We start from the raw sequence: 8088 nt of genomic DNA, 5'->3' as shown, positions 1-8088 counted from the left end.
GACCCTGGGTGTGGCTGGGCTCGGGGCTCTTCTTGAGCGTGCAGTTCACGTAGGTCGCGCGCAGGCCGGTGAAGTCGTGATCGTCGGTCATGGGGTCTCCTGGGGTGTGGGTGATGGTCAGAGCAGCTCGGCGTCCTGCTCGACGCAGAGCAGGGCGGGTCCGTCGGTCGCGAACAGCTCGGCCATGGCAGCGTCGAGCTGGTCGCGATGGGTGACGCGCAGGCCGCGGGCGCCGCAGAGCTCGGCGTACGCAGCCCAGTCGGGGTTGGTCAGCGTGGTGTGCCACGTGGGATAGCCCGCGGAGAGCTGCTCCTTGCTGATCTTGCCCAGCGCGTTGTTGTTGAGCAGCACGTGCTTGACCGGGATCCCGTGGTGGACGGCGGTGGTCAGCTCCATGGCGTACTGGCCGAAGCCGCCATCACCGGTCACGGCCACGACCGGACGGGTGGGGTCGGCCGCCCACGCGCCGAGTGCCGCGGGGTAGCCGAAGCCGATCGACCCGAGGTAGCCGGACATCAGGACGGGTTGGCCCTTCGACTCGAGGTAGCGACCCAGCGAGTAGGCGTGGTTGCCGACGTCGACGGCCACCACCGCGTCGGCCGGCAGGTGCTGCGACAACGCGGCGAAGACGGCTGCCGCGGCGACGCCGCGCCCCCGGTCGTCTGCGGCGCGTCGCGCCTTCTCGGCTCGCCAGATCTCCCAGCGGGCGGCGACGTCGGGCCGTTGGTCCTCGGCCGCCGGGCCGAGGTCGCGGACTGCGGAGCGCAGGGCGGGTACGACGAGCGCGGCGTCGCCGAGGAGGTCGGCCGTGACGGCGTCGAAGCGTCCGATCGCGGTCGGGGCGTCGTCGACCTGGACGATCGTCTGCCACGGTGCGATGCCGGTGTGGTTGGCGAAGGACGCGCCGACAACCAGCAGCAGGTCGGCCTCGTTCATCAGCCAGCTGGCGACGGGGGTGCCGCTGCGCCCGAGGACCCCGCCCGCGAGTGGGTGGTCGTCCGGCACCAGGCCTTTCGCCTTGAACGTGGTCAGCACCGGTGCGCCGAGCTCCTCGGCCAGCGCCGTGACCTCCGCGCGGGCACCGCGCGCGCCGTGGCCGACGACCACGACCGGCCGCCTGGCGGCGGCGACCAGCTCGGCGGCCCGGTCCAGCGCCGCCGCGTCGGGTGCGACTGGTCGCCGGGAGTAGCGCCCGTCCGGCGAGCCGGCGGGTGCCTGCGACGGCAGTGCCTGCACCTCGTCGGGCAGCACGAGGTGGGCGACCCCGCGGCCGTCACGGGCGTGCTTGACGGCCAGCGCGGCCAGCTCGGCGTGGTCGCTCCCCGCTTGGAGCGTGGCCGTCGAGATCGCCACGTCGCGGAAGACCGCCCCCAGGTCGAGGTCCTGGAAGGCGCCGCGGCCGAGCACCTTCGAGGGCACCTGCCCCGAGATCGCGACCACGGGGGCCTGGTCGAGCTTCGCGTCGTACAGCCCGGTGAGGAGGTTGGTGGAGCCCGGGCCTGCGATCGCGAAGCAGGCCGCCGGGCGGCCGGTGAGCTTGCCGTAGGCGCTGGCCGCGAAGGCGGCGGCTCCCTCGTGCCTGATGCCGACGTAGCGGAGCTCGCCGCGTTCCTCGGCGCGGCGGAGGGCGTCGGCGAAGCCGAGGTTGGAGTGCCCGACCATGCCGAACACGGTGTCGACGCCGTGCGCCACCAGGGTCTCGACGAGCACGTCCGCCACCGTCCGGCCGACGTCGCCCTGGTCGGGCAGCCGGACCCGCACGCCCGCGTCGTCCTCCTCGACCTCGAAGACCGGGACGCGGTCGTCGAGGTGCTCGGCCAGCTCCCCGGGCGGTGCGCCCGTGACCGGGTCGTAGTCGTAGCCGTGCCACGGGCAGCGCAGCAGCCCGTGCTCGATGGACCCCTCGCCGAGCGGCCCCCCTTGGTGGGGGCACCGGTTGTCGAGCGCCCCGAGCCGTCCGCCGCACCGGGTCATCGCGATCGACCGGCCGTCGACGACGACGCTGCGCACACGACCCTCGCCCGGGAGGTCACCGGGGTCCACCGGGTGCCAGGTACCCGTAGGACCCGGCTCGGCAGGAGGTGCCGTGCGGCCGGAGGTGTCGGTGTCCATGTAACGCTCCTCCTCAGGTCGAGACCAATGGGCATCAGTGGCATCCACCTCGCGACGCGTTACACGACGTCACGACAAGGCACCGGAGCACCTCGTGGAACAGACCCGCACCTCTCTGCACGGCGTGGCCGAGCTGCTGCTCGCCGGACCCCAGCACGCCGCCGGCGGCGGAATCCGGCTCCGAGTCGTCCCCGGGGGTTTCGCGACCGTGGCCGCGCCCGACCTGCGGGTCGCGGGCGAGGAGCTCGCCGGGCCCCGCGGCTCGCACCCGCTGCGGGGCACCTATGCGGAGGTCGGTGGCGCGGTCGGCGTCGTACCGCGCCGGCTCGACGACGTCTACACCGACGGTCCCGGTGTCCGGCCCGACGACCGGATCGAGCTCGACCCCGCCGAGCTCGCCGTGCTGCTCGAGGCGTTCGTCGTCGGCGACGCCGCACTGCGGCAGCTCGCGCCCCGGCAGGAGCCGGTGCTGTGGCCCGAGCACTTCGACGTCGGGATCGCGGTCGATGAGGTCAACTTCGGGGTGTCCCCGGGCGACGCGGGCATCCCCGAGCCCTACGCGTACGTCGGGCCGTGGACGCCGCGCACCGGCGACTTCTGGGACCAGCCCTTCGGGGCCGCGCGACCTGTCGCCGCGCTGGGCGGGGTGGACGGTCTGCTCGCCTTCTTCCGGGAGGGAGCGGCGCGGGCGTCCGACCGTGCCGGCCTGTGACGGCGGCCGCGCTGAACGTGCCCGACGACAACCTCGAGGTGGGTGGGCCGGAGTCTCGTAGGCCACCCTCACCGGACGCCACCCATGGGCGCGCGTCCGCGGCTTCCTTGTGTTGACGGCCGAGCCTTCCGTGCCGACGTGGGCGGCGATCTCGGGGCCTGGCCGACCATGCGGGGGCGGCGCCAGTCGTCACCGCGCTCCACCGCAGCCGCGACCGCCAACACGGCGAGCAACAGTGTCGCAGTGGGCCACATCGGGAAGCAGGTTGGAGGTCGTCCCCTCATGGTTGTGCAGACGCCAGCCAAGGCCGATCACATCCAGTGGACTTGGCCGCGAACCACCGCGATGGTGATGCGCGTATGGTGCTCGTCGGTGTGCCGGGAAGTCTGGTCGGCGGTCCTGTTCACTCGACCCCGAAAGCAGTTGCCATGAGCCCCGCGCGATTTCCGTCGCTGAGTCCGAAGGGTCCGGGGCAGGTCTCGGGGCACAGCGACGGGTACCTCCGGTCCGCGTCGTCCCCGGGTCGTTGTCAGAACGGGGGCAACTCGGGGGCGGCGTCCATTCGCGATCAGTGTCCCGCGAGGCCGGCGCCTCCTCCACCGGATGTCTCCTGCCCACCGGGGGGGGGGCGTGCCAGCGCACGTCTCACGCCCGTTGGCAGGCCGGTCCCCTCCACGGGGGTGGGTCCGGGATGCGGGCGCGGCCGCGTGGCGCGGATGAGCGCGATGCGATCCCGTCTCCCGACGGACCTGCGGTCTCGCCTACAGGCGATGGTCGACGAGCTACCTGAGAGTCGTGTTTCGAGAAGTCGCCATTGGTGATCCAGTGCTCCCCTCAACTAGCTTGACATCCGAACTGAGGTTCGTGAATACTGAAGCGCACGAGGGGAGTACCCCAATCGCGACGACACCGTCAGTCCGGCTGGCCATGTCCAGCCCGGTGCGTCGGCCGAACCAGGCATTCTGGTGGCGGTGGGGGAGACCTCCAACGGCCCGCCTGTGCGGGCGCGGCGGAGGTTTCGACGATGGACGTTCCGTTCTGGGCGTGGGCTGCGGTGCTCGCCGTCATTCTTGCGATGCTGGCGATCGACCTGTTCGCCCACCGCACCGCCCACGTGGTGTCGGTTCGTGAGGCCGCCATCTGGTCCGCGGTCTGGGTCTCTCTGGGCCTCGCGTTCGGCGGCGTGGTCTGGTGGGCCTACGGCGCCCAGGCGGGCGGTGAGTACTACGCCGGATACCTGATCGAGAAGTCGCTGGCGGTCGACAACGTCTTCGTGTTCGCGCTGATGTTCACCTACTTCGCGGTGCCTCGGGAGTACCAGCACCGTGTGCTGTTCTATGGAGTTCTCGGCGCGCTGGTCTTCCGGGCGATGTTCATCGCCGGCGGTGCGGTACTGATCGAGAGCTTCGCCTGGATCCTGTACCTGTTCGGCGCGTTCCTGGTGCTCACGGGCTGGAAGATGTTCACTCACCGCAACGGCCGGCTGGACCCCTCCCGCAACCCGGTGCTGCGCTGGGTCAAGAGGTGGGTGCCGTCCACCGAGGACTACCACGGGCAGAAGTTCTGGGTGAAGAAGGCCGGCAGGTGGGTGGCCACCCCGCTGTTCACCGTGCTGGTCCTGGTCGAGGTCACGGACATCATCTTCGCGGTTGACTCGATCCCCGCGATCTTTGCCGTCACCCAGGAGCCCTTCCTGGTCTTCACCAGCAACGCCTTCGCCATCTTGGGCCTGCGCGCGATGTACTTCCTGCTCGCCGACCTGATCCACCGGTTCATCTATCTCAAGGTCGGCCTCGCGGTGGTCCTGGTCTTCGTCGGCGTCAAGATGCTGCTGCTCGATGTCTACAAGGTCCCGATCTGGCTCTCCCTGGCCGTGATCGCCACCAGCATCACCGCCGCGGTCGTCTTGAGCCTGCGCGCTACCCGCGAGCCGGCGTCAACATCGCAGGACCAGGCGCCCACCGCGGCGGAAGATGCGTCTGATCACGTCACCGTTGAGGACCAGGTGGTAGGGCGATGACGGGCTTGGCATCCCGCGGCCCACGGGCACGAGGTCGACCCGAGCGGCGCTCGGCGCGGATGGTGCTGGACGTCGACTTCGCCCCGGACGGGCTCCTGGCCGATCTCCTCCGGGCGGAGCTGGACCAAGGGGTGGAGGTGCACGTCGTGCTCCTGCGTCCGCGGCTGGGCTGGTCAACCGACGCCGCGCTGGTGGTCCTCCACGGGCGCCGGATCGCTGCGGCACGCGGTCGCCGGCTGGAGGAGCTGGCGCACATCGCCGGTGCGCGACACAGGCAGGTCACCGTCTCGATCCAGCGCCACCGCTGGCGATCGGCAGTGCCCAGCCAGAGCCTCGCGCGCTACCTCAGCCCCGGCCCGATCAGGAAGGCATCGTTCTCCCGATGAACAACCCGACCGACGCCCGTGCCCTCGCTCCACCTCCGGTGGTGTTGCCATGGCTCGGTTGAAGGTGCCCTCAGCGGTGACCCACGACCAGATCGAGAAGATCACCGAGGGAGACACTGGCTTCCAGGTCATGACGGAAGTGGGCTCCGCGGACCACCTCATACCGATTGCGGCGTACGATCTTCTCCTTGCGCAAGTCATCGTGCCCCATCAGGTCGCGCACGATCTGCTGCACCGCCCGCTCGGTAATCCTGACCGCTTCCGCGACATCTCGCATCCAGGCCTCGGAGTCCAGAGCCGAAGAGACCAGGACGTGCCCATGGTTGGACGAGAACATCCACTCTCGCTGACTCACAGGAAGCACATTGCGCGAGGTCGGCTTCGTAGGAGTCGTTCGCTGCGATCCCACGACATGTGCACGATCGGTGCTCGTTCTGGCTGGTCGTGGTCCCGGGCTGTGTGGCCGGGACCTACGACTCTGGCCGCGATGCAGGGCAGGTTCGAATTCGTAACGGAGGGGCGAGGAGCGAGTCGTGATCACGCGTCGGGCCCCGCTAGGAGAAGGAGGAGTGGTCATGAGCAGCGTTGACCAGGACCGCGCACGGGTCGTATCACCCGTGGAGTCCGCCAGCACTGCCTCGAGGTTGGTGGTGGGCGACGACGGCTCCCCGGCTGCAGACGTGGTCTGGCTGTGGGTGAACAACCACCGCTGGCCCGGGTGGCGGATCTCGGTCGTCTCGGCCCGCGCTCCGGAGATCGGTCCGCCGGTGGGTGCGGAGCGGGCCACGCTCCACCCCTGGGCGCCGCCGCACCCGCGGCAGCTCCTCACCGGCGACGAGGCCGACGTCGAGCACCTGTTCGCCGAGACCGATCCACGCCTGGCGCTCGACGGGTGCGCCGACGCTGCGCTGGTGGCTGTCGGTCCCCGCGGCCACGGTCTCCTCAAGCATCTCCACATCGGCAGTACGACGGAGTGGCTCATCGGGGCACGACGCCCCCTCGCGCCGGTCGTAGTGGTGCGGTCGGCGAGAGCGACCAAGGACGTCCTCTTTTGCACCGACGGCTCCGCTCACGCACGGTCGGCTCTCGAGGCCCTCCTGGTGCTCCCGTGGCTCACGAGCTGCCGGATCACCGTGATGGGAGTGAACGATGGTCGAAACCAGACCGGCTCAGCGGTTGAGCAAGCCGTGGCAATGCTCCGCGAGCACGGCGTCGACCGGGTCGAGCACGAGGTGGTCGACGCCCTGCCCCGCACCGCGGGTTTTGACGTCCGGTCCCTGATCCTCAGCAGAATCGCGGAGCAGTCCCCCGACCTCGTCGCGGTGGGCGCGCGCGGCACCGGGGGCATCCGCGGGCTGCTGGTCGGGTCGGTGACGACTGCGGTGGTGCACCACGCACCATGCTCAGTCCTCGTGGCCCGGACCGCTGAGTCGGAAGAGCGTGTCGATGGGCACGACTGAGACGCCGGGTGTGACTGGCACGGCACTCGTCGGCTGCGGAGCGGCGAAGGGGGCGACGGTCGTGGCCCAGGCCTCAGGTCCTGGGGTCAGTGATCCGTCATCCGACAAGTCACCCAGCGAGGCATCGCCGGATTGGCTCGGCGGCGTGAGCGCGCAGTCGCGACTGTTCCTGCTGGAGTACGAGTTCGGGTTGCGCGAGGTGGAGACGAAGATCGCGATCCTGCGAGACGAGTTCCTGCACATGCACGACTACAACCCCATCGAGCACGTCACCAGCCGGGTGAAGTCTCCGGAGAGCATTCGGGCCAAGGTTGAACGCCGGGGTCTCGAGCACACCTTGGACAGCGTGCGGAGCAACATCACCGATATCGCGGGGGTCCGGGTGACCTGCAGCTTCGTCACCGACTCCTACCGGATCTTCGAGCTGCTGACCGCCCAGGACGACATCACCACGCTCAAGGTCTCGGATTACATCGCCGAACCGAAGGCCAACGGCTACAAGAGTCTGCACGCCATCATCGAGATTCCCGTGTTCCTCTCCTCCGGCCCGGTGAGCGTGCCCGTGGAGCTTCAGTTGCGCAGCATCGCGATGGACTTTTGGGCCAGCCTCGAGCACAAGATCTACTACAAGTACGACGGCGAAGTCCCCGACTCACTGCTGCGAGAGCTCAAGGAGGCAGCCGAGTCCGCCAACGAGCTGGACTCACGAATGGAGCGGCTGCATCGAGAGCTGCACGGTTGACGTACGCGGCCGCGCGCGGGCGCGAGTCGATGGTTCACGTGATTCGGGCGGTCGGGCTGGGCGTGGTTACGACGAGTGAGGCGCTTGGCCAGGTACTGCCGGGCCATCTCGCCCAAGGTCGTCACCGCCTGAGGCCCGACGGCGAGCGTGAGGCGGACGTCGATCCCGAGTGCCTTCGCGCGGGCCCCCTCCAGCGTCCTTCCCCCGGTGGTCTTGCGGCGGGAGCCGTCCGGCTCGAGCCACCGCAGGATGAAGTAGCCCTTCTTGTCCGGGGCGTAGAGGCTGACATTGCCCACGGCCTCGAGCGGGGCGTTCATCGTCCCGACACCTTCGTGCGCCGCGGCCGGTAGGCGGGGGTGGCCGTGGACGTCGTGACGGCCAGGCCAGGACCTCCTCACGTGCCCACAGGTTCGCGGCGAAGGGCAGCCTGGGGCAGGGAAGTCGGAGCGGTAGGTGTGCTCGCGGGCGGTGTCCACCTTGAGGTGCAGTGCCGCGGCGACGTGGTCGATGGTCCAGATCGGGACCGAGAGGTCGATGTGCATGACCAGACCCGTCCGGGACGGCGAATGTCCGGCAATTGGCGCACGCACCACGGCCCCGGCCCGGGGAAATCTGGGGGAACCCCGGGTCGGGGCCGTGCGTCTGCGCAGGTCAGG

General features: G+C 70.0%; 7 protein-coding genes. 5 read left to right on the top strand and 2 right to left on the bottom strand.

From position 1 onward, the window contains the following. Positions 1–117: 117 nt before the first annotated feature. The gene (locus ACFPGP_RS23325) at positions 118–2112 is read right to left on the bottom strand and encodes a thiamine pyrophosphate-binding protein (protein ID WP_378593948.1); all 1995 of its coding nucleotides are present in this window, start codon (positions 2110–2112) and stop codon (positions 118–120) included. A gap of 94 nt (positions 2113–2206) precedes the next feature. Between ACFPGP_RS23325 and ACFPGP_RS23320 the strand changes: the two genes are divergently transcribed. From ACFPGP_RS23320 to ACFPGP_RS23310, 3 genes are all read left to right on the top strand, one after another. Further along, positions 2207–2824, top strand: a complete 618-nt coding sequence (locus ACFPGP_RS23320; protein ID WP_378593947.1) for a hypothetical protein — start codon at positions 2207–2209, stop codon at positions 2822–2824. 1024 nt (positions 2825–3848) lie between these two features. After that, positions 3849–4844, top strand: a complete 996-nt coding sequence (locus tag ACFPGP_RS23315) for a TerC family protein (protein ID WP_378593946.1) — start codon at positions 3849–3851, stop codon at positions 4842–4844. Positions 4845–4903: 59 nt separating this feature from the next. After that, positions 4904–5230: a hypothetical protein gene (locus ACFPGP_RS23310; protein WP_378593945.1), complete on the top strand. Its 327-nt coding sequence runs from the start codon at positions 4904–4906 to the stop codon at positions 5228–5230. 70 nt (positions 5231–5300) lie between these two features. Here the strand turns inward: ACFPGP_RS23310 and ACFPGP_RS23305 are convergent, their stop codons facing one another. Continuing rightward, a complete protein-coding gene (locus ACFPGP_RS23305; RefSeq protein WP_378593944.1) occupies positions 5301–5567 on the bottom strand; it encodes a hypothetical protein in 267 nt (88 codons plus the stop codon). Between the two features lie 238 nt (positions 5568–5805). On the opposite strand from ACFPGP_RS23305, the gene ACFPGP_RS23300 reads away from it, so the two are divergent. Together ACFPGP_RS23300 and ACFPGP_RS23295 are read left to right on the top strand one after the other, a co-directional pair. Next, positions 5806–6690: a universal stress protein gene (locus tag ACFPGP_RS23300; protein WP_378593943.1), complete on the top strand. Its 885-nt coding sequence runs from the start codon at positions 5806–5808 to the stop codon at positions 6688–6690. Beyond that, positions 6677–7432, top strand: coding sequence for a GTP pyrophosphokinase (locus ACFPGP_RS23295; protein WP_378593942.1), 756 nt, complete (start codon positions 6677–6679; stop codon positions 7430–7432). The genes ACFPGP_RS23300 and ACFPGP_RS23295 overlap by 14 nt, the downstream gene beginning before the upstream one ends. Positions 7433–8088: the final 656 nt, after the last annotated feature.

It is taken from the genome of Nocardioides taihuensis (genome assembly GCF_042657275.1).
Lineage (GTDB): Bacteria > Actinomycetota > Actinomycetes > Propionibacteriales > Nocardioidaceae > Nocardioides > Nocardioides taihuensis.
The sequence above is the reverse complement of the archived record's forward strand: the minus strand, read 5'-3'. Positions and strand labels throughout refer to the sequence as shown.